Raw genomic sequence first — 21,740 nt, 5'->3', positions numbered from 1 at the left:
ATTTATTATGTATAGATCCCAAATCAGGCTTCATTTCATTGTACACGATTTTAACAAAAATCGTCTATTTCTTTATGACCTGTGTTAAAATAGGAGGGGTCAACTCTGATAAAGCGGGGAATTTTACAATGCAGACTTTGTTGTTCTGGCTATTTTCCATTACCTCCTTCTATGCGTTTATCCCCGGAATGATTACCCGGATTTTCGGCTATCACGTGTTTCGCCGGGGCCTCAGTTCCACGGATTACGCGTTAACTTTCGACGACGGGCCTGACCCGCATTATACGCCACAACTGCTGGATTTATTGAAGCGTTACGGCGCCAAGGCCACCTTTTTCGTGGTCGGTTCGCATGCCGAACGGTATCCCGACATTATTAAGCGCATGCATGATGAAGGCCATCTGATCGGCATTCACAATTATGTGCATATCTCGAACTGGATCATGCGGCCGAAAACGGTCCGCAAGCAGATCGAGCGCACTTCGGACATTATTCACCGGATTACCGGGGAACGCAGCGTGTATTACCGTCCGCCCTGGGGGATTGTCAATCTGTTCGATTTCTCCAAACGGCGTCAGACGCAGATCGTGTTATGGTCGGCCATGGTCGGCGACTGGAAGGAAAAACTGGGCGCCGACAGATTGGCCAAGCGCCTCCTGCGCAAGCTGAACCCGGGTGAGGTGCTCGTGCTGCATGACTGCGGCACTACCTTCGGCGCGGACCCGGCTGCTCCGGGCAACATGCTTATCGCGCTGGAACGGATGCTGGAAGAAGGAAGCCGCCGCGGTCTGAAGAGCATCCGGATCGACAACCTGATCAAGCAGACGGAGAACTCGCCGGTTCGCCGGCTCTCCTTCGCTAAACGGCTGATCGTAGGCCTGTGGCTGCTTTGGGAGCAACTGTTCCATTTCATGTTCAAGCTCAAGACCATCTCGCCCGACAACCCGTTTATGTATTACCGGCTGCGGAAATACCAGGGTGACACGCTGGAGCTGGAGAACGGCGATCTGCTGCAATCCGGCGATCCGGTGATCGAGCTGCATTTCGATAACCGCAAGCTGTTCGAGCTCGGCGTCCATTCCCGTTCATCCGCCCAACTGGCCATCCGGCTGGTACGCAAAGTGGAGAAGGAATTCCCGGTGCTGGCCGAAACGATCGCTTCCGACCCGGCATTGGCATCCGCCAAGGCAGTGTACGGCGTCAGCATGATTAACCGGGGACCCGAGAAATTCGGCTTTGCCGTACTCGATCTCAAAGACGGTCTGTTTGCCCGGTCGACGAAATTTTATCTGAGCATCCTGATGAGCGTCATTCACCCGTCCGGCGGAGCAAGACTGAAGGAGCGGACCGAAGCGCTGGTTCCGAAAATCATCGTGATGCCGGTATCGGAGATGCTCCGCCGGATGAACAAGCAGCCGCAGAAGCAGCCTTCAAGACCGGTGGAGCAGCCGCTGGAAGAAGAGCTTTCGCTTGAGCATGATCTCTCGGGAGCAACCGTGCATTAAACTTAGCTAATAATAAATACATTCTTGAACGGGCGGACAGGAAAAATACGTCCGTGACCGCCGTAAGGTTTCAATCGCAGGTATCATGGATAGACGATCAGCAGCATAGAACCAACAACAAAAAGCTTCCACCGACGCAAAAGTACATTGCGCCGGGAGAAGCTTTTTTAATGTTTTGGCCTTTTTGGCCTGACAGAAGCGAAACGCGCTTAACGTTTGGAGGTATAAAAATTACGGACGACGCCAGCTGCTTCTTTACCATACATACAGTAATCGTCATTAGCTGCTGCATCGGCAAGGTCATACAGCTTGGCCGGCCAGTCCCAGAGCATAAAGCCGCCGACCCATTCCTTTGCGGCGCACGCGCCGAACATGGCACGGTAGAAACGGGCCTGTTCCGCTTCATCCGGCTTGCCGGGAAGCGTCCAGTCGTTGGGGATGGCCGCGCTGCCGCTCCGGCTCGGACAACCGGCTTCCATGAAGAAGAAAGGTTTGTTGACCCGGTCAACGACGGCTTTGATCCGTTCCAGCTGCACTTCCCAGTCATTCTCCGGATAGTAGCCGCTCGAAGAGATGATATCGACCGCGTCCCACCAGGTCACATTGTCTTCCTGATATTTATCGCAATTGTAGGTAATGGGCCCGCTATACACTTTCCGGACTTCGGCAATCAGCGCCCGCCATTCCTCCGCTCTGCGGTCAGCCTGTACGGTCTCGCAGCCGATGCATAGCATCTCGCAGCCGGTCTCTTCGGCGATGGCCGCATAGTGGAGCATGAACTCGGTGTAGGAGGCAAACCATTCGCTCCATTTGGGCTCGTAGGGCACATCTTTATCAAAAAAGTTGATATGCGCCCGCCATGTGCCGTCGGCGCAGTTCACGATAGGCTTCAGGCATACCTTGAGCTTCAGCGCTTTGGCTTTGGAGATGGCCCAGCGCAGCTCCTCGTCGGTTATGGTCGGCTCTTCGCGGAAACGGATGACGGTTGATTGAGGTTTATCCTGCAAGGCACCGAAGGCAATGGCTGCCCAGTTCGCGCCTGTGTTTTCCGCCATCTGCTCCAATGAATAGACGGCTTCGGAACTGTTCCAGGTCCCGCGGCGGCCCATGGCGCCCCAGGTTACGCCGGCGATGTATTCAGTAGGTAGGATCATGAAGTTATCCCTGCTTTCGTAAGGAAGGAGTGAGTTAAGGCATGATTTTCTTGTATTCGTTCGGCGTCACGCCGACGATCCGTTTAAACAATTTATTAAAGTAGGCCGGGTCGGGATAGCCGACTTCCGCGCCGATTGTATGAACCTTCATATTTGGCTCCTGCCGCAGCAGCTGCTTCGCTTTTTTGATGCGGATCTCCGTGATATATTCCGTCAGGGTCAGGCCGGTTTCCTGCTTGAACAGCTTGCTTAAATAGCTGGGGGTCAGGAAGACCATACCGGCCAAAAAATTCAGATCGGCATGCTCATTGTAATGCGACGCTATCCAGCGTTTGACGTTCTCCACCGCTTTGCCGCCCAGGTCGCTGCGCATGCTGCGGATCTGCTCAAGCGGGGGCAGCAGCGCCCCGAGGAACGTCTGCTCCATCTCCCGGAAAGTCATGCAGGCGAGCAGCGACTTCTCAAGCAGGTCCTGTGCCTCAAGGGTGAAGACGGGCATTTCGGGGAATTCCTTTATCACTTCGTCTTCGATTCTGCGGCAGAGGCGGAGAATATCTTCCGGCTCGGCTTGCAGTTCCTTCAGTCTGGAGAATTGTCCGCGCAGCCATTCCTCGATCCGTTCGAGGTTCAGCAGCTGCAGGTTTTCGGTAAAATCTTTCCAGTAGGCAGCCAGCAGTGCCGGTAACACCGGCTCCGGCTGCGGACTCAGATCCCGGAAGGAGCCGTAATAGAGCGGCTCCTCGCGGTACAGGCCGGCTAGGCAGGCCCGGCTGGCTTCGGCATAGGCGGCCTTCAGCTCCCGGATCAACATCCGGGGGTGGCTGGTGCCCAGATGCACCGGAACTTTCCCGTTCCCCGCAAGCAGCGGCTTATAGAACTCCCGGAGGGTCTCCGGGCCAGGCTCTTCCGGGAAATAGCCGATCCAGAGCTGAAGCAGCGGCTGGAGGACGAGGCAGTCGGCATCGGGCCCGGCAATCATCCGCATCCGTTCGCTGCCGGCCTGCAGGGTATCGGCATCGCCGGCCCGGTGAACGCAGACGGCATAGTAGGGCAGAGGCAGCGCGAACTCCGGCGGCGAGGCTTCATCCAGCGCATCGCTGTGCAGATAGGCACTGAGCAGCTGCAGCCGCAGCCGGCGTTCCCGCTCGCAGCGCTCGCGGTTCTCGGCGGCCAGCTGATGCAGCAGCCCGAACAGCTGCTCTTTGTCGATCGGCTTCAGCAGATAGTCGACGGCGGAATAGCGGATCGCTTCCCGGGCGTAATTGAATTCCGTAAAACCACTCATCAGAATGCAACGGACCTGGGGATACAGCGCTTTGACTTCGCGGATGAGGTCCAGTCCGCTGACCTCCGGCATCCGGATATCCGTGATGACCAGATCGATCTCCGCGGCAGCGAGGATGTCCAAGGCTTCCCGGCCGTTAGAGCAAATGCCGGCGACATGGAAATATTCACTTTGCTTGGAGATCATCTTTGATAAACCTTCGCGGATCAGTATCTCATCGTCAACGATCAGGATGTTCAGCATGTGGGATTCCCCCTAATTGGAGTAACAGAATGCGCAGCGTCACGGAGGTGCCGACCCCTGCCTGGCTGTCGACCAGCAGGCCGGATCCCGGTCCGTAATTCAGGCGCAGCCGGTCGTTGACATTGTGCAGGCCGATGCCGAACCGGCTTTCCTCGGCGGCGAATTCGGTGAAGGTGCCGTGCTTCAGGCTGGCCCGCAGTTCTTCAAGCGTGCCTGCATCCATGCCGACGCCGTCGTCCGTCACCGTAAACAGCATGGCTTCGCCATCGCGCGAGGCGGTAATCGAAATGGTGCCGATGCCGATCTTCGGTTCTAGCCCGTGAAAAACGGCGTTTTCGACGATCGGCTGGAAGACCAGCTTGAGCATCGGAAGCTGCAGGTATTCCTCCGGGACATCGATGATGAGCCGGAACTTCTCCGGAAAACGGATCTGCAGCAGATTATAGTAATTGGTGACATGCTCCAGCTCCTGGCGGACGGTCACCGCCTTGTCGCTGCGGGTAATGCTGTAGCGCATTTGCAGCCCCAGCATGTAGGTCAGCTTGGCAACGCGGGAATCGTCGCTGCCTTCGGCAAGCATCCGGATCGATTCCAGCGTGTTATAGAAGAAATGCGGGTTGATCTGATTCTGCAAGGCGAGCATATCGGCTTTCTGCTTGCGCTGCTCCGTCTCGGCGACTTCCGTCAGCAGCTCCTTGACCCGGATAATCATCCGGTTGAAGTGGCTGCCGAGCATGCCGATTTCGTCGTTGTATTTCGGTTCGAGCCAGACGTTCAAGTTGCCGTGCTGCACCTTTTTCATCAGCCGTACCAGCGATTTGAGCGGTTTGGTCAAGGCATGGGAGAAGAGAGTCGCAACGATCAGCGCAAACATCAGAATCGCCAGCGTGGTCAGCAGCTGCCGGTCGCGGGTATGGCGGATACCGGAAAGAATGGGATTCAGCGGAATATTCACGGATGTAATCCATCCGGTTTGCTCCGACTTATGGTAAGCGACCAGATAACGTTCCCCATGGTCGGCATACTGGAAACTTCCGCTGCTTCCGCTGCGGCGGGCGAGCAGCAGATCGAGATGCTTTTGCGGTTCGCCGTTTGTCGCATAAACGATTTGGTTATGATCATCAACCACCATGGAAGTCCCTTTGGCTACGGCGTTAACGGGCCCCAGAACATCCAGAAGCATGCTTACATCAATATCGAATATGATCATACCGATATCATCAAGCCTGCTCGTCGATTTTATCGTACGCAGCATGCTGAAGACCTCTTTTTTCTGATCCAGATTATAAATGACGGAATGCCTGCCCTCCAATACCGGAGAGGTTCCGGCTTGGGCGAGCAGGCTGCGCCAGCGTTCAATCTGATCTGTGGTCGATACGACGCTGATTCCGCCTGCTCTGTCATAAAAAACGTTGCCGTATTTGTCAACGAGGTAGACGGTCGAAATTTCATCCTTTGTGATTTTGAGATATCCCAAAAACATACTCATACTGACGTTCTTGTCCCAGTCCGTCACCTTCTGCTCCAAGTAATACTGCACATCGGTATTATAAAGAGGCAGAAGCGTAGAGCGCTTCAAATCCGCGATATAGCGGTCGATCGTATCGGCCGCGTTTGCCGTAAGCTGCACCGCGTTATTGGCTGCATTGCGCAGATTGGAATTATACGTTGCCTGCGCCGACAAATAACTGACGAACGAGATGGGCAGGGAGAGCAGGAAAATAAAGATAACGATCAGTTTTTTCTCCATCGGGAGGTTGGCCAGATACTGCCAGCTCCAGCGGAAAAAGCGGAGGATGCGGGATACCATCGGGTTAGGTTCCTTTCAGCCTGTGAACATGCCTTATTTGACCGCTCCGCTCGCGACGCCGTCGAAAATATACCGCTGCAGGAACAGATACAGGACGACGGTCGGCAGCAGGATCAGCAGGATCGCGGCGCAGATCAGATTCCAGTCGGCCGAATTGACCCCCTGAAAGCGCATGAGCACCGTCGTAACCACACCGAGGCTTTGCTTCGGCATGTACAGGTAGGGAATATACATATCGTTATAGATGCTAATGGTCTTAAGAATGATCAGCGTCGCCGTGGCCGGAGTCAGCAACGGGAAAATGACCGAACGATAAATTTTGAACAGCGAAGCGCCCTCCACCATGGCGGCTTCGTCCAGATCGTACGGAATGTTGCGAATAAATTGCAGGTACAGGATGATCTGGATCACATCGGCACCGATATACAGAATGATCGGCGCACCAATCGTGTTGTACAAGCCGAAGCCTTTAATAATGCCAAATGTGGCCACCTGGGTGGTGATGCTCGGGATGACTGTTGCCATCAGATAAGCGGCAAACACGACGGGCTTTAGTTTGAAGTCGAACCGGCCGAGCACATATGCTACCATGGTACCGAACAAAATGTTCAAGGTCAACGAAACGACGATAATCAGCAGAACATTGCCGAAGCCGGTCAAGAGATCCCCGCGCTCAAAGACTACCCGGAAATTATCAAAGTTCATAAAGCTGCGGGGCAGCGCCATCGAACCGGTTGTATTGAATTCGTCGGCCGATTTGAAGGCATTGATTACGACGATATAAGGCGGGAACAGTACGACGAATACGCCGAACAGCAGCGTGATATATTTCAGCAGGTCCACAGGACCCAGCGTTTTTCTCCTCATTATCAGTCCTTGCCTCCTCTGCCAAGTACGAATTGCTGGGCGCCGACGATGACGATGACGAAGAGCAGCAGGACGACGCTCATTGCCGAAGCCAGGCCGTAATTGTTATAAGCAAAAGCGGTATCTACAACCCGCATGACGTACGTCTGGCTGGCGCCTGCCGGACCGCCTTTGGTCAGCACGAACGGAAGGTCGAACACTTCCAGCGCGCCGGTGACCGTGAGGAACAGGTTCAGCTGGATGACCGGCTTCATGTTCGGCAGGGTGATTTTCCACAGCGTCTGCGCGGCATTGGCACCGTCGATGGTAGCAGCTTCATATAAATCCCGCGGAATGGCTTGAAGGGAAGCAATATAGATGACCATGTTGTAGCCCATAAAACGCCACAAGCCGGTTGAAGCCAGCGTGTAGTTGACCAACCCTTCCTTGCCGAGCCAGCTTGTTTCGCCAAGGGTATGCAGGCCGAGACTGTTAAGCAGCAGATTGAGCGAGCCGCCTGTGGTATCGAAAACAAAGCCGAACATAAAAGCAACGGCTACACCATTCATAATGTAAGGTAAAAACAGCAGGATACGGAAAAAATAGCGGCCCTTCAGCTTGCTGTTCAGGACGACTGCAAAGTAAATCGCGAGAATATTTTGCACAATGCCCACGGCAAAATAGGCAAAGTTATGTTCAAAGACTTTGAGAATATCGGGATTGGCAAAAACCTCGCGGTAGTTGGCCAGCCCGACCCAGGGTTTCTCGGGATTGTACCCGTCCCAGTTCGTGAAGCTGAAGTAAATCAGCTTAAGAGCGGGATAGTAAGTAAACGTCGCCAGCAGTGCCAACGGGATGAGAAGAAATGAAATGATGATGATAATCTTCTGTTTTTTGTAATTCAGCGTTCCGAACACTCCATCGACCTTCTTTCTTTATATGAGCGACAGATGCGGCTGCATCTGGATGACTACGCTTCTGGCGGAGATCCGGTTTGCAGCCGCTATCGTCTTCACAGCATGGATTATGAGGTCAAGCTGTCAAAGTTACTGCCCGAGAATTTCCTTTTTCGCTTTGGCCCAAGCCTTATTCCATTTGTCCAGCACGGCCTCTGGGTCTTTGGCTAACACGAATTCCTGAGCGATTGCAGGCAGGTCGATTTGCGCTTTGTTCAGGATATCGGTTACTTGCCCATTATCTGGCGTTCCTTCTTGCAGTTCTACGCCGGTCGATTGGAACTCTTGCAGCTGTACCAGTTTTGATTCCTTGCCTTTGAGCGGCGAGATGAAGCCGGCGAAATCTTCGTATCCGGATTCGGTCAGCAGCCATTTGAGGAAAATCTTAGTAGCTTCGACGTTTTTGCTGTTTTTGCTAACGGCATAGAAGAAGTCGGGGCTAAGGGCGGCTCTCAGCGTGCCGGAATTGTCGGCCGGCAAAGGATAGAAACCAATATTATCAGACTCCGCGCCAACGCCGATAAGTTGGTTTACGACCCAGTTGCCCAGATAATAGGCTGCGAACTTGCCGCTGGCTACGTCTTTTTTCGACTGCTCCCAGTTGGTCGAGTTGATGTCTTTTTCGAGGTAGCCTTTTTCGTTCAGTTCTCTCAGCATGCTGAAGGCTTTGCCGTAGCCGTTGTCCATCGTGAACGGTGTATCCGTGTTTAGCTTATCGTTCGGAAAGTCCGGGTTGTTCTCGATAATCCGCGGCATATCGTACACCCAGGTATTGAGCGGCCATTTGTCCTTAAAGTTGGAGGCCAATGGAATGATGCCCTTTGCTTTCAGCTTCTCGCAGGCCGCCAGGAATTCATCCCAGGTCTTCGGAAGCTCGGTAATGCCGGCGTCGGCGTAAGCTTTCTTGTTATACACAATCCCGGAGGTCGAGTTGCCGGTAGAAATGCCGTATACTTGGCCTTCGTAAGATTTGAAGTCTTTAAATGTGATTTGATCGTCCAATCCGAGATCATCAAGCGGAGCGAAATATTTTGGCAGATCAGAATTAGGGATCCCAGGAATAAACAAAAGATCTGGCAGTTCGCCACTGGCCATGCGGACTTTAACCTGTTGATTGTAGTCCTGTTGTCCGCCTTCGAACTCAATTTTAATATTCGGGTACTTCTCATTGAAGCGTTTGGCGTAGTCGTCGTACTCTTTGCCGATCATGTCGGTACGGTTGGTCAGGAACGTTACCTTGCCGCTGATGTTTGTATCTTCGCCTGCCGGTGCCGCGGAGGCCGATGCTTCCGGTGCTGTGCTGGCTTCCGGTGCAGCTGTGCTGGAGGCATTTCCGGACGAGCTGTTATTCCCGCTATTGGCATTATTGTTGTTGCCGCCGCAGCCGCTCAGCGCAGCAGACAAGCTAAAGATCATAACAAAACCTAACAAAGCTGTTTTCTTATTCAATCGTTTCGCCCCTTTTCTAGTGGTTGTTAGCGTTTACATGATGATTATATCCCCTGAAAGCGCTTCTTTAAATGGATTCAATTATTTTTTATTGTCTTCATTTATCCTTTTTGCGCTGTTAGGATACATGATATGATAACATTAATATAACAAAAAGCTATGAATAACAAAAAAGGACAATGAATTTGCCGCAAGCATGATGTTATGTTGGTTAGGCACGGGCGGATAGCCCTCATTCAGAAGGGATGGGCGATTAATGAGTATCCATGTACGCGAGCAAGAGGGATGGTTTCACCTGCAATCGGAAAAAATGAGCTACATTCTGCAGCTTCAGGGCGGCCTGCCTGCCCATGTGTATTGGGGAGGACGGCTGGAGGAACGGGCGTCGCTTAAAGATCTGGCGGTAAAAACGCCGGAGAACGCCGGCATCGACCGGCTGCCCCAGGAATATCCGCAATACGGAAGCGGCGATTTTCGCGTCCCGGCCTATCAGGCCGAGCTGACCGACGGAACGCGGGTAACGGAGCTGCGCTACACCGGTTACCGGATCATGCCGGGCAAACCGGCTCTGGACGGCTTGCCTGCGGTGTATACCGAGCAGGACGAGGAAGCCGATACGCTGGAGCTGGATCTGGAGGACGCGTATTGCGGGCTTAAAGTGACGCTGCTCTATACCGTATTTGCGCAGCGGAACGTCGTGGTCCGTTCGGCGCGCCTTGTTAACGGCGGCGCAGCGGACCTGCGGCTGCGGCGGGCGCTCAGTGCCTCGGTCGACTTCACGGAGGGCGAGGACCTGGAGATGCTGTATCTGTCCGGCTCCTGGTCGCGGGAAGCGGCGCTGAAACGCAGACCGCTGCTCGCGGGCGGCACCCGGATCGACAGCAAACGGGGCGTCAGCAGCCACCAGTTCAATCCGTTTGCGGCTTTGGTGCGGCAGGACACGACGGAGGAAGCCGGCGAAGCGTACGGCTTCAGTCTGGTGTACAGCGGGGGCTTCGAAGCGGAAGCCGAGATGGACGCGTTCGGCTCCGTGCGTTTTGTAATGGGCCTCAACTCGTTTGACTTCTCCTGGCTGCTCCAGCCCGGGGAACAATTCCAGACGCCGGAAGCGGTGCTCGTGTATTCCGCTGAGGGTATCGGCGACATGTCGCGCACCTACCACCGGCTGTACCGGACCCGGCTGTGCCGCGGGGAATACCGCGACAAAGAGCGGCCAATTCTGGTGAACAACTGGGAAGCGACATACTTCAATTTCAATGCGGACAAGCTGGATGCGATCGCGGAAGAAGGCGCGAAGCTTGGCATCGAGCTGTTCGTGCTGGACGACGGCTGGTTCGGCAAACGCGATGCCGACAATTCCTCGCTGGGCGACTGGGTGGAGGACCGGCGCAAGCTGCCCGGCGGGCTGGCCGATGTCGCGGCCCGCGTGAATGGGGCAGGGCTGAAATTCGGGCTGTGGTTCGAGCCCGAGATGATCTCTCCGGACAGCGAGCTGTACCGCAAGCATCCGGACTGGTGCATCCATGTGCCGGGGCGGCGCCGGACCGAAGCGCGCTGGCAGCTGGTACTCGATTACACGCGCCGGGAGGTGCGGGATTACATCTATGATGCGATGGCCGCCATCTTCAAGGCGGTGCCGATCAACTACGTCAAATGGGATATGAACCGCTATTTGACCGAGATTGGCTCTGCCGAGCTTCCGGCCGAACGGCAGGGTGAAACGGCGCATCGTTATGTGCTCGGCTTGTACGAGCTGCTGGAACGGATCACCGGAGATTTCCCGCAGATCCTGTTCGAAAGCTGCTCCAGCGGCGGCGGCCGCTTTGATCCGGGCATGCTTTATTACATGCCGCAGACCTGGACCAGCGACGATACCGACGGCGCGGAGCGCCTCAAGATTCAGTACGGCACCAGCCTAGTGTACCCCGTGAGCGCCATCGGTGCGCATGTGTCCGCGGTGCCAAACCATCAGGTCGGCCGGATCACCCCGCTGGAATTCCGCGGCGACGTGGCGATGTCCGGCAACTTCGGCTATGAGCTGGACTTGACGAAATTCACCGATGATGAAAAAGAAATCGTGAAGCGCCAGATCGCCGACTACAAGGAAGTCCGCAGCCTCGTGCAGACCGGCGACTTGTACCGGCTGAAAAACCCGTTCGACGGCAACGAAGCGGCCTGGATGTTCGTTTCGGCAGACAAACGTCAAGCGCTGGTCTATCATTTCAAAGTAATGGCGACGCCGCATCCGGCAATCTCCAGCGTGAAGCTGCGCGGCCTTGCATCCGGGCTGGAGTATCGGGTGACTTCGAATAAAGGCGGAGAAACCGTCGTCTACGGCGGCGACCGCTTGATGCGCAAAGGCCTGGCCCTTTCATACGCGCAGCAGGATTACCAAAGCGGCTGGTTTAAGCTGCAGGCGGAGTAAGGAAGGATCAAAGCAGGGTATAGAGTAGAAGTGCAGAGTGAGTGTACGGATAAGGAGTATAGAGTATATGAGCGGAGTAGGAGCTTGGAGTAACCATAAAGAGTAGCAGGGAAATGGGCACGAAGGTACGAGGACGGAGCGGCTGTTGGAGCATTGGAGTAGCAGGTGGCGCAGGAGTAGAGAGTAGAATAGAGATTAGGAGTAACGTAAAAGAGCAGTAAGGAATAGTTGACGGAGAACGGGTAAGGAACAGCTGGATGAGAAGATGAAGGAACAGCATGGAGTAGCTGCAGGCGCACATCGAGCGGCAGTGTAGAGTAGAATTAGAGTAGTTGAGTAATATTGGTTTTCACGAGCCGTGCGCACACATCCAAGGTACCCTTCAGTGAAAAACGACTTGCCCGACGTGGCCTTACGGACCTGAGAGCCGCTATTTGGCGAAAAAGCGATTATTTCCCGAATTAACGGACCTGAGAGCCGTTATTTCCGAAAATGGGTTGCTAAAACAACCGATTTTGCAAAAATAACGGCTTCTGTGTCCGTTAGGCGAGGGATAATCGCAGAATACTTGAAATAAGGGCTCTCATGTCCGTTAGGCAGCGAGCGACGGGGCCAAAATCGGCAGAAGCGTGGAACCGCAAAGCCGCGAGCGACAGGGGCCAGAATCGGCAGGAGCGTGGAACCGCAAAGCCGAGAGCGTCGCGGACCGGGACGGCAGGATCGCAGATCCGCCAGGCCGCAAGCAACACGGCCCAAAATCCGGCAGGAGCGTAGACAGGCAACGCCGTAAGCAACACGGCCCAAAACCGGCAGAAGCGTAGACAAGCAACGCCGCTAGTAACGCGCGCACTTGCAAGCGGTGAGATTGCAGGCTCAACGAAAGAGCAGCCCCGACCTAGTCGGAGCTGCTCTTTCGTTGTATTCGCTGCTGAAATGATCCGGTTCAGCAGATTAAATTTTGAGTACGCCGCCGTTGCTCGCGTTGGTCACGAGCTTGGAGTAACGGGCCAGATAGCCGGTTTTGACTTTCGGCTCGAAGCCCTTCCATTGGCTGCGGCGGGCCGCCAGAACTTCTTCTTCAACCAGCAGTTCGATCTTGCGGTTGTTCAGATCGAGCTCGATGATGTCGCCGTCCTCAACGAAGGCGATCGGGCCGCCTTCGGCCGCTTCCGGCGAGATGTGGCCGATGCTGATGCCGCGGGACGCGCCGGAGAAACGTCCGTCGGTAATGAGGCCGACCTTGGCGCCGAGACCCATGCCGACGATTTGCGAAGTCGGAGCCAGCATTTCCGGCATGCCCGGTCCGCCCTTCGGCCCTTCGTAGCGGATGACCACGACATGGCCTTCCTTGACTTTGCCGTTCGCGATGCCGGACAGCGCTTCTTCCTGCGAGTCGAAGCAGATGGCCGGGCCTTTGTGGTAGCCGCCTACGGATGCATCAACCGCACCGACCTTGATGATCGAGCCTTCTGGCGCAAGGTTGCCGTAAAGGACGGACAAACCGCCGACCTGCGAATACGGGTTGTCGATCGTATGGATGACCTTGGTATCCAGAATCTCATGGCCCGTAACGTTTTCGGCCAGGGTTTTGCCGGTTACGGTCATGCAGTCGCCGAACAGGGCGCCCGGCTTTTTGAGCAGCTCGTTCAGCACGGCGCTTACGCCGCCCGCACGGTCGACGTCTTCGATGAAGATGTCGGATGCCGGCGCCAGCTTGGCGAGATACGGCACGCGGTTCGCGACTTCATTGATGCGCTCCAGCGGGTAGTCGATTTCGGCTTCCTTCGCCAGGGCCAGGGTATGCAGTACGGTATTGGTGGAACCGCCCATCGCCATATCCAGCGCGAAGGCGTTGTCGATCGATTCTTTGGTCACGATGTCGCGCGGTTTCAGGTCCATTTCGATCAGGTTCATCAGCTGCTTGGCCGATTTGCGGACAAAATCCTTGCGCGCTTCGTCCACGGCGAGGATCGTGCCGTTGCCGGGAAGAGCAAGACCCAGCGCTTCGGCAAGGCAGTTCATGGAGTTCGCGGTGAACATCCCGGAACAGGAGCCGCAGGTCGGACAGCCGAATTGTTCAAGCTCCAGCAGGTCGCTGTCGGTGATCTTGCCGACCTGGTGCGCGCCGACGCCTTCGAATACGGAAGTCAGGGACAGCTTGTTGCCTTTGCTGTCGACGCCGGCCTTCATCGGGCCGCCGCTGACGAAGATGGTCGGGATGTTGACGCGCAGTGCGCCCATCATCATCCCCGGGGTGATTTTGTCGCAGTTCGGGATGCAGACCATGCCGTCGAACCAGTGGGCGGATACGACGGTCTCCAGCGAGTCGGCGATGATTTCCCGGCTGGGCAGGGAATAACGCATGCCGATGTGGCCCATGGCGATGCCGTCGTCCACGCCGATCGTATTGAATTCAAAAGGAACGCCGCCGGCTTCGCGGATCGCTTCCTTGACGATTTTACCGAATTCCTGCAAATGGACATGTCCGGGAACAATGTCGATATAGGAGTTGCAGACCGCGATAAACGGCTTGCCGAAATCCTCTTCTTTAACGCCGGCGGCACGCAGCAGGCTGCGGTGCGGTGCGCGGTCAAAGCCTTTTTTGATCATGTCTGAACGCATTTTCTTGGCTGACATAGTTCTGTTTCCCCCCTAATAAAATGGCAATGCCGGAATATAGCGTCGCGTTAACGCGCTGCAATCAGAGGCTGCGGCGCGTCCGCGGTTTATAGAAAGAACAGGGTCCAGCCTCTCATGCGGAAGGCGGGCGAAGCCGTTTCTATAAAAGCAGGCTGCATTATTATTAGAAAGTCTATCACAAACCACCTCGTTTTTCTACCGGACAATGTGAAGTTTGTCGCTTTGGCGCCGGATTTTGAAGGACCAAAAAAGCCCATCCTTATTAAGGAAGGGCTTTGAATTCAAACACTGTTTATAGTGAACGGCGCAGCGCGGCACGCTGAAGAAGGATCATCCAGTCGACGGAAGGCTCGACCAGCGGATGCAGCAGGCGTTTGACGGACGGCTGGGCCAGCAGAATCGTCATCGCGAGAGCGGATACTACCAAGATAGAAGCCGCGGCGATACTGTGAATGTGGCTGTACAGCCCGCTGGCTGCGGCAAGACGTACGATGAAACCGTGCAGAAGGAACACGTACAAGGTACGGCGGCCCCAATCGGTCATCCGGGACATTCCGAACGGTACGAGTCCGAGGAACGCGAGCGAGGAAACGATCTGCAGTCCATAAACGGCAGCCCGGTACAATCCGTCATACCACTCCGGCTGACCAAGCTGCATGAAGGTCATGCTTCCGTACAGCCAGCCTGGTTGCAGGGAAACGGCCAGCGTACCAAGAACCAGCAGCAGGGTTACAGATAAGGCAGCGGCGGCAGACTTGGCGAATTTGCGGTACATCCGGAGGACCGTTTCGAATTTCAGATGATAGCCGATGACGAAAAACGGGAAAAAGACAAAGGTCCGGGAAATCGCGAACCACACGCCGTCAAGCTGCAAATACCCGACGCCGATGCCGGCGGCAAAGGCGAAGATCAGCTGCGCGGGCACCGACCAGCGGCGGATGGCCAGCATCAGCAGGCGCCAGAAGGCGTGGCCGGCGAGAAACCATAGCAGCAGATAAGGCGCGAAAAACGAATGGTGAATATGGTTGACGCGGAAGTACGAGACATCCAGCGCGGAATACAGGCTTTGAAAAATCAGGTATTGCAGGCCGATTTGCAGGAGCACTTTGCGGCCGGCCGGAGCAGTCAGATTCTTTTTGCCGAAGTAGCCGGTCACCAGTACAAACAGCGGCATATGGAAACTGAAAATCCACATGTAAAGGCTGTGCATTGCGTCCATCCGCCCGATCAGCGGTTCAATCATGTTGCCGACAAATACGGTGACGATCAGCATAAAGCGCAGATTCAGGAAAAAGGTCTCTCCGCGCGTCTCCAGCGATTGCTCCACGTTCATGGTACACCCTCCAACATTTGCGCTAGCAAATTACTTTAATTTTAAAATACATCATTTTCAAACGTACGATTGTGAAATAAGTCACATTAGAAAGCGTTATCAAACCCGGCAAATGTGGCGATGTGTTGAAGGTTGTGCGGCCTTTCCGATTCCACTATAATTTTTATAGGCAGTGCTTGGGAGTGATCTATTGATGAAGAAAAAAACAAAACGTTACATTTGGCTTGGCGCGGCACTGTTGGTCCTTATTGCGGGCATCGCGGTGTGGAGGTACTTGATTCCTTATGAGCCTGCAGAACATGCCGTCTCGGCGATGGCCTCCGCGGACGGCGTCAGCGTCGACGACAATGACAACTGGATCTCCTTCGAGCCGTCGACCGTGCTAGGCACGGCCGTTATTTTTTATCCCGGCGCGCTGGTGAAGCCGGAAGCGTACGCGCCGCTCGCCCACAGAGTCGCTGCGGCCGGGCATCCGTTCTACATCGCCAAGATGCCGCTGAATCTGGCGGTGATCAAAGGCGATGCCGCGGATGACATCATCCGCGTGCATCCGCAGCAGACCTTTGTCATCGGCGGGCATTCCCTCGGCGGCGTAATGGCGTCCCGGTTCGCGGCAGACCATGCCGATGAACTGAAGGGCGTATTTTTTCTGGCTTCCTACCCCGACAGCAAAGGGAGCCTGAAGGACACCGCATTATCCGTTTTGTCGATCCTCGGGACAGAGGACACCGTGGTCAATCGAAAAAAATACAGTGAAGGCCGCTCCTATCTGCCGAGCAATACGGTCTACGATTCAATTGCCGGCGGCAATCATGCGCAATTCGGCAGCTACGGCCCGCAAAAAGGCGACGGGGAAGCGACGATCACCGAAGAAGAGCAGCAGTCGCACACGGCACATTCCTTGCTGGATTGGCTGGGCAACCTCCAATAGCAGCCGGAGTCCGTAAAGGAGGAAGCAATGCCGATACTTCATATCAACGGGTTGGCCGTACCCTGCCATGGGATTCTGTTTGATAAGGATGGAACACTGCTGGACCTGATGGGGACTTGGGGCCACTGGGCGGACATCGTTCTCGAAAGACTCGGTACCCAGCTGGCGCTTGCCGGCGCGGCCGGTGGCTTTGAGCCGGCCGGAGTGCTGGGCACAATCCATGATCAGGAAGGACGCGTCATCGGCTATGACCGCTCCGGACCGCTGAGCATGGCTACCATAGAGGAAACCCATGGGATTCTGGCCTGGCAGCTGTACCGTGCCGGTGTGCCATGGAATGAGGCGATCGTACAGGTCACAGCCATTGCCAAGGAGGCGATGAACGAGCTCCGCAGACAGCGCATCGCCGTGCCGATTCCACAGCTGGTGCCTTTCTTGCAGCAGTGCCGGGATGCCGGCTTGGCGCTCGGCGTTGTTACTTCCGATGGCGCGGACACGACGGGCGAGCAGCTCGAATGGCTGGGCATCGCCGGCTATTTCCGTTCGGTCGTTACCCGCGACAGGGTGTCGCAGGGCAAGCCGGCGCCGGAGATGGCCGAGCTGGCTTGCCGCGAGCTGGGCCTGGCCCCGGAGCACACCGTCATCATCGGCGACAGCAACGGCGACATGCAGCTCGGCAAAGGCGCAGGGCTTCGGCTGGCGCTGGGTCTGGCGCCGGATGGACAGAAGGAACATTTGCAGGACGCGGATGTCGTGATTGCGGGCTACCATCAGCTGAGCCTGAGCCGCTGAGATGCCCATTCCAACATAAAGGTGGTTGCATAAGCATGGATGAGCTGGAAGTGTTGGCCGACTGGATTCGAAACAGCGGCAGCATCGTTTTTTTCGGAGGCGCCGGAACCTCGACGGAAAGCGGAATCCCCGATTTCCGGTCTGCGGCCGGACTGTACCAGGCCCAGCAGGGATCCCCGTACCCTCCGGAAGTGATGCTGAGCCGCAGTTTTTTTATGGCGAAGCCGGACATCTTCTTTGACTTCTACCGCAGCAAGATGCTGCATCCGGAGGCGAAACCCGGCGGCGCGCACCTGCTCCTGGCGGAGCTGGAGCGGCAGGGCAAGCTGAAGGCCGTCGTTACGCAGAATATCGACGGCCTGCATCAGCTTGCCGGGAGCCGGGCCGTGCTGGAGCTGCACGGCTCGGTCCACCGCAATCATTGCATGGATTGCGGCAGATTCTACGGACTGGAGTTCGTCCTCCAGTCCGCAGATCGCGTCCCCCGCTGCAGCGATTGCGGCGGGATCGTCAAACCCGACGTGGTGCTGTACGAGGAGGAGTTGGACCACGACACGCTGGTCGGCGCGGTCGCGGCTATTGCCGGGGCCGATCTGCTGCTGATCGGCGGCACCTCGCTGACCGTGCAGCCGGCGGCGAGCCTGGTCACGTATTTCCGCGGGAAGCACTGCGTGCTGCTGAACGCGGAACCGACGCCGTACGATCACCGTGCGGATCTGCGCATCAAGGGCCGCATCGGCGAAGCAATGGCCGCCGTGCAGCGCATGCTGTAAGGCCGGCTAAAGCCGTCGTTCGCCACATTCAGGCAGTTCTCGAATTTCGGTCCTCCGCAAAGTATCAGATGAAGCTTCGAAGCCAAAGCCCCGCATTGCGGGGCTTTTTTTCTGTGCCGGATTATAGACCGTCCCAATGGTTTAAAATAGGGTATTGCGATCAATGAGGAGCAGAGAGGCGGGATCAGATATGGTTTATGTAGCCAGCGACGAACGATATGAAATGATGCGCTATAACCGCTGCGGCAAATCGGGCCTGAAGCTGCCGGCGATATCGCTGGGGCTGTGGCATAATTTCGGCGGAATCGACACGTACGCGAACGGACGGGAGATGATTACCCGCGCGTTTGATCTCGGCATTACCCATTTCGACCTGGCAAACAATTACGGTCCTCCGGCAGGAGCGGCGGAACAGCTTTTCGGCAGAGTGCTTGCCGAGGAACTGGCCCATTACCGGGATGAAATGATCATCTCCACCAAAGCGGGATATTATATGTGGCCCGGGCCGTACGGCGACTGGGGGTCGCGCAAATATTTGCTGTCAAGCCTCGACCAGAGCCTGAAGCGGCTGCGGCTGGATTACGTCGATATCTTTTATTCGCACCGGCCCGATCCGGAGACGCCGCTGGAAGAGACCATGGGCGCGCTGGATACGGCCGTCCGCTCCGGCAAAGCGCTGTATGTCGGGTTGTCCAACTACACGGCGGAACAGACGGCGGAAGCGATCCGGATCCTGAAGGCGCTCGGCACGCCGCTGCTGATCCACCAGCCCCGCTACTCTATGCTGGACCGCTGGATCGAAAACGGCCTGCAGCAGGTGCTGGAGGACAACGGCGTCGGTACCATCGCCTTTACGCCGCTGGCGCAGGGGCTGCTGACGAGCAAATATTTGAACGGCATCCCCGCCGATTCCCGGGCGGCCGGGCCGTCGACGGCGTTGAACGAAAGCCGGATTACGCCGGAGGTGCAGCGAAAAATCCGCGCGCTCAACCAGCTCGCCGTCTCCCGCGGGCAAAGCCTGGCCCAGTTCGCCCTGCTCTGGGCGCTGCGCGGCGGCAAGGTGACGTCGGCGCTTATCGGCGCCAGCCGGGTCAGCCAGATCGAAGAGAACGTTGCGGCGCTGAGCCACAGCGACTTCACGCCCGACGAGTTGGAGCGGATCGAGACGATTCTCAAATCGGACAGCGAGGCGTAAGCTCCGGTTTCTTTTCTTTCGTATAATAAAATGCCTACACAAAGACAGCCTGTCAGACATGCAATGATGTCCGGCAGACTGTTTGATAATGAAGCGGTTTATTTGCGCGATTCGGCAGAGCTTTCTTTGCCTGGACGTTCGCCCGGCCGCGTCGTCGACTGCCGGTAGGCGGTCGGCGATTCCGCGCAGAAGCGTTTGAACTGGCGCGAAAAATAAAGCGGGTCGGTCAGGCCGACGGAGGCGGCGACCTGCTCCACGGACAGCTCCGGGCGCTCCCGCAGCAGCTGACGCGATTTTTCGATCCGCAGGCGCAATAAATAGGTCACGGGAGAGAGGCCGGTCTCCTGCTTGAAGATCCGGGACAAATACGCACGGTTGTAGCCGAGGCTGTCGCACATTTGCTCGATGGAGACGGGATGTGCATATTGCGCCGCCATATAGTGAATCATCTGCTTGACGGTACGTTTCCCCTGCGATTCTGCGCCGGAGAGGCGGGACGCGGCATCGTGCAGCTCTGCGGCTTCGCCGATAATATGGTACAAATACCCGAGCGAAGTCAGATGGGCGCTGTCCTTGTTGGCATAAAAGGCTTCCTTCATTCCGGCCAGGGCGCCGGGAATAACGCTGTTCTCACCGGTGGATAATACCGGATTCTCGGCGGTCAGCCCCGACTGCCGCACCAGCTCATCGGCGTCCGGGCCGGTAAATGCCGCCCAGCGGTACCGCCAGGGCTGCTCTGCGTCGGAGAGGTAACTGACGAGCTGGCCGGGATGAATCAGAAAGCAGTCCCCCGGACCGAGCCTGTATTTGCGCCATTCCGTCGTAAACGTGCCGGCGCCCGACTCGATGTTGTGCAGCAGATAATAGTCGTATATTTTCGGGCCGGCCTGATGCAGCGGCTTCGTCTGGCTCTCCCCGGCAAACAGGACATGCAGCCTTTGCTTGTCGTAATAAACAGGATTCGATCCTACCGAATAAGTATGCTCCATGGCAGACATCCTTTCAGGATAACCGGCGTTCAATGGCACCGGCAGTGCGGAAGACGGCCATGCCGGCATTTTTCGCCCCGCGGTTTTCATTATACGCCCCGAAGTCACATTTATCCATGTATTACGCACATGATTGCATTATCAGGGCAAGTCTGATTTGATTATAATTAAGCCGTAAAGCAAGCAATCATATTCCAAAGTTGCTGCGAAGGAGCAGCGAAAGGATGGAGCTTTTTCATGAGTACACAGGAACTTAACCGCAAATTTATCGAGAAGTATGGAGAAAGCACGGAAGAAACTCGGGTATTCTACGCCCCGGGCCGCGTCAATCTGATCGGAGAGCATCTGGATTATAACGGGGGTTACGTGCTGCCGGCGGCGCTGGAATTCGGCACCTTCCTGTTCGTCCGTCCGCGCAGCGACAGCAAAGTGCAGTTTGCTTCCACCAATCTTCCTTACGAAGCTTCCTTAGACTTGAGCGAAATCGGCAACAAAAGCGGAGAGTGGATCGATTACCCGGTCGGCGTATTGGTCGAGCTGGCGAAAAAAGACCTTAAGCTGCAGCATGGCTACGATCTGCTGTTCCACGGCGACATTCCGAACGGGTCCGGCCTCTCTTCCTCGGCTTCGATCGAAGTGGTTACCGCATTTGCCTTCCTTACGCTGCTTGGCGGGGATACGGATACGGTAGAAATCGCTCTGCTGTCGCAGCGCGTGGAGAATCAATACGTCGGCGTCAACTCCGGCATCATGGACCAGTTCGCCGTAGCCAACGGCAAACGCGACCATGCGATCCTGCTGATGTGCGATACGCTGGAATATAGCCTGATCCCGTTCGTGACCGGATCCTACAAGCTGGTGATCGGCAACACGAACAAGAAACGCGGTCTGGTCGACTCCAAATACAATGAACGCCGCAGCCAATGCGACGAAGCGCTGGCAATCCTCAAGCAGGAGGTTCCTGAGCTGTCCTACCTGGCCGAGCTCAAGCCGGAGCAATTCGAAATCCATAAGGATAAAATCACCGACGAAACCGTAAGACGCCGTGCGAAGCATGTTGTGGAAGAAAACCAGCGCGTCCTCGATTCGGTGGAAGTGCTTAAAGCAAACAACCTGAAGCAATTCGGCCAATATATGAACGACTCCCATGTCTCGCTCCGCGACCTTTACGAGGTAAGCTGCCTGGAGCTGGACGTGATGGTGGAAGAAGCGCAAAAAATCCCGGGCACGCTGGGTGCGCGCATGACGGGCGCCGGCTTCGGCGGCTGCACGGTCTCTCTTGTGCATGAAGACGATGTGGAACGCTTTATCTCCGAGGTAGGCGCAGCTTACACGGAAAGAACCGGCCTTACCGGCGAGTTCTATGTCTGCGGCATCGGCAATGGGGTAGAAGAACTGAAGGGAGCGAATTAAC

The 21,740-nt window shown here is 56.0% G+C and carries 16 protein-coding genes; 7 read left to right on the top strand and 9 right to left on the bottom strand.

Going from position 1 to position 21,740, the window contains the following annotated elements; translation table 11 throughout:
- Positions 1-128: 128 nt before the first annotated feature.
- Positions 129-1,505, top strand: a complete 1,377-nt coding sequence (locus BMW84_RS11740) for a polysaccharide deacetylase family protein (RefSeq protein ID WP_091068482.1) — start codon at positions 129-131, stop codon at positions 1,503-1,505.
- Between the two features lie 209 nt (positions 1,506-1,714).
- Here BMW84_RS11740 and BMW84_RS11735 read toward each other — a convergent pair whose 3' ends face one another.
- The 6 genes from BMW84_RS11735 to BMW84_RS11710 all read right to left on the bottom strand — a co-directional run bounded on the left by BMW84_RS11735 (position 1,715) and on the right by BMW84_RS11710 (position 9,248).
- Positions 1,715-2,659 carry a glycoside hydrolase family 113 gene (locus BMW84_RS11735; RefSeq protein WP_091068479.1) on the bottom strand — a complete coding sequence of 315 codons (945 nt, stop codon included), beginning with the start codon at positions 2,657-2,659 and terminating at the stop codon, positions 1,715-1,717.
- 34 nt (positions 2,660-2,693) lie between these two features.
- Positions 2,694-4,187, bottom strand: coding sequence for a response regulator (locus tag BMW84_RS11730; RefSeq protein ID WP_091068478.1), 1,494 nt, complete (start codon positions 4,185-4,187; stop codon positions 2,694-2,696).
- Entirely contained in the window at positions 4,165-5,997 is a 1,833-nt protein-coding gene (locus BMW84_RS11725; protein WP_091068473.1) for a sensor histidine kinase, read from the bottom strand. Before BMW84_RS11725 ends, BMW84_RS11730 begins: the two co-directional genes overlap by 23 nt.
- Positions 5,998-6,030: 33 nt before the next feature.
- Complete coding sequence (locus tag BMW84_RS11720; protein ID WP_091068470.1) at positions 6,031-6,864, bottom strand: carbohydrate ABC transporter permease; 834 nt, start codon at positions 6,862-6,864, stop codon at positions 6,031-6,033.
- A 2-nt stretch (positions 6,865-6,866) separates the two neighbouring features.
- On the bottom strand, positions 6,867-7,760 hold the full coding sequence (locus tag BMW84_RS11715) for a carbohydrate ABC transporter permease (protein ID WP_091068467.1): 894 nt from the start codon (positions 7,758-7,760) through the stop codon (positions 6,867-6,869).
- A 129-nt stretch (positions 7,761-7,889) separates the two neighbouring features.
- Positions 7,890-9,248, bottom strand: coding sequence for an ABC transporter substrate-binding protein (locus BMW84_RS11710; protein ID WP_254772962.1), 1,359 nt, complete (start codon positions 9,246-9,248; stop codon positions 7,890-7,892).
- Between the two features lie 256 nt (positions 9,249-9,504).
- Between BMW84_RS11710 and BMW84_RS11705 the strand changes: the two genes are divergently transcribed.
- Positions 9,505-11,673 carry an alpha-galactosidase gene (locus BMW84_RS11705; protein ID WP_091068465.1) on the top strand — a complete coding sequence of 723 codons (2,169 nt, stop codon included), beginning with the start codon at positions 9,505-9,507 and terminating at the stop codon, positions 11,671-11,673.
- Between the two features lie 951 nt (positions 11,674-12,624).
- Here the strand turns inward: BMW84_RS11705 and ilvD are convergent.
- Complete coding sequence (gene ilvD, locus BMW84_RS11700) at positions 12,625-14,310, bottom strand: dihydroxy-acid dehydratase (RefSeq protein ID WP_091068462.1); 1,686 nt, start codon at positions 14,308-14,310, stop codon at positions 12,625-12,627.
- Between the two features lie 295 nt (positions 14,311-14,605).
- Entirely contained in the window at positions 14,606-15,646 is a 1,041-nt protein-coding gene (locus tag BMW84_RS11695) for an acyltransferase family protein (RefSeq protein ID WP_254772961.1), read from the bottom strand.
- 193 nt (positions 15,647-15,839) lie between these two features.
- Here BMW84_RS11695 and BMW84_RS11690 point away from each other — a divergent pair, with 193 nt between their 5' ends.
- The 4 genes from BMW84_RS11690 (at position 15,840) to mgrA (ending at position 19,337) form a co-directional block, all read left to right on the top strand.
- A complete protein-coding gene (locus BMW84_RS11690) occupies positions 15,840-16,577 on the top strand; it encodes an alpha/beta hydrolase (protein ID WP_091068461.1) in 738 nt (245 codons plus the stop codon).
- A 27-nt stretch (positions 16,578-16,604) separates the two neighbouring features.
- Positions 16,605-17,369 carry an HAD family hydrolase gene (locus tag BMW84_RS11685; protein ID WP_091068459.1) on the top strand — a complete coding sequence of 255 codons (765 nt, stop codon included), beginning with the start codon at positions 16,605-16,607 and terminating at the stop codon, positions 17,367-17,369.
- Between the two features lie 35 nt (positions 17,370-17,404).
- The gene (locus BMW84_RS11680) at positions 17,405-18,142 is read left to right on the top strand and encodes an NAD-dependent protein deacylase (protein WP_091068456.1); all 738 of its coding nucleotides are present in this window, start codon (positions 17,405-17,407) and stop codon (positions 18,140-18,142) included.
- Positions 18,143-18,332: 190 nt separating this feature from the next.
- Positions 18,333-19,337, top strand: a complete 1,005-nt coding sequence (mgrA, locus tag BMW84_RS11675; protein WP_091068455.1) for an L-glyceraldehyde 3-phosphate reductase — start codon at positions 18,333-18,335, stop codon at positions 19,335-19,337.
- Positions 19,338-19,435: 98 nt separating this feature from the next.
- On the opposite strand, the gene BMW84_RS11670 is transcribed toward mgrA, so the two are convergent.
- Positions 19,436-20,335, bottom strand: a complete 900-nt coding sequence (locus BMW84_RS11670; protein ID WP_091069693.1) for an AraC family transcriptional regulator — start codon at positions 20,333-20,335, stop codon at positions 19,436-19,438.
- Between the two features lie 228 nt (positions 20,336-20,563).
- On the opposite strand from BMW84_RS11670, the gene BMW84_RS11665 reads away from it, so the two are divergent.
- Positions 20,564-21,739, top strand: coding sequence for a galactokinase (locus BMW84_RS11665; RefSeq protein ID WP_091068453.1), 1,176 nt, complete (start codon positions 20,564-20,566; stop codon positions 21,737-21,739).
- Position 21,740: the final 1 nt, after the last annotated feature.

Source organism: Paenibacillus sp. NFR01 (genome assembly GCF_900111565.1).
Taxonomy (GTDB): domain Bacteria; phylum Bacillota; class Bacilli; order Paenibacillales; family Paenibacillaceae; genus Paenibacillus_AQ.
This window is presented reverse-complemented; position numbering and strand designations above follow the sequence as displayed.